Origin of the sequence: Streptomyces huiliensis (assembly GCF_020037025.1) — a bacterium.
GTDB lineage: Bacteria > Actinomycetota > Actinomycetes > Streptomycetales > Streptomycetaceae > Streptomyces > Streptomyces huiliensis.
This window is the reverse complement of sequence record NZ_JAIQLH010000520.1, coordinates 1-868: the sequence shown is the minus strand read 5'-3', so window position 1 is coordinate 868 and position 868 is coordinate 1. Positions and strand designations below refer to the sequence as shown.

The 868-nt window shown below is 71.2% G+C and carries 1 protein-coding gene; it reads left to right on the top strand.

Translation table 11 applies throughout. From position 1 onward, the window contains the following. The coding region (locus tag JNW98_RS35610) for a 1-deoxy-D-xylulose-5-phosphate synthase N-terminal domain-containing protein (RefSeq protein WP_263421547.1) at window positions 1-868 on the top strand (868 nt) is incomplete at both ends.

Sequence of the window (868 nt, the reverse complement as noted above, 5' to 3'; positions counted from 1 at the left end):
CCTGACGGGACGTCAGGACTTTTCCAAGCTCCGCAGCAAGGGCGGCCTGTCCGGCTACCCCTCGCGCGAGGAGTCCGAGCACGACGTCATCGAGAACAGCCACGCCTCCACCGTCCTCGGCTGGGCCGACGGCCTCGCCAAGGCCAACCAGGTGCTCGGCCACTGGAACCGGCACGTCGTCGCCGTCATCGGCGACGGCGCCCTCACCGGCGGCATGGCCTGGGAGGCGCTCAACAACATCGCCGCCGCCAAGGACCGGCCGCTGATCATCGTCGTCAACGACAACGAGCGCAGCTACGCGCCCACCATCGGCGGCCTCGCCGACCACCTGGCCACCTTGCGCACCACCGACGGCTACGAGCGCTTCCTCGCCCGCGGCAAGGAGACGATCCAGGGCCTGCCACTGATCGGCAAGCCCCTCTACGAGTCGCTGCACGGCGCCAAGAAGGGCTTCAAGGACGCCTTCGCGCCGCAGGGCATGTTCGAGGACCTCGGCCTGAAGTACCTCGGGCCGATAGACGGGCACGACATCGCCGCCGTGGAGTCCGCGCTGCGCCGCGCCAAGCGCTTCCACGGGCCCGTCCTGGTGCATGTGCGGACGGAGAAGGGCCGCGGCTACCGGCCCGCCCTGGAGGACGACGCCGACCGCTTCCACACCGTCGGCGTCATGAACTCGCTCACCGGCGCGCCGCTCACCCCCGCCTCCGGCACCTCGTGGACCTCGGTCTTCGGCGACGAGATGGTCCGCATCGGCGCCGAGCGGCCGGACGTGGTGGCGCTGACCGCCGCGATGCTGCATCCCGTGGGGCTGACGGGGTTCGCGGAGCGGTTCCCCGACCGGGTCTGGGACGTGGGCATCGCCGAGCAG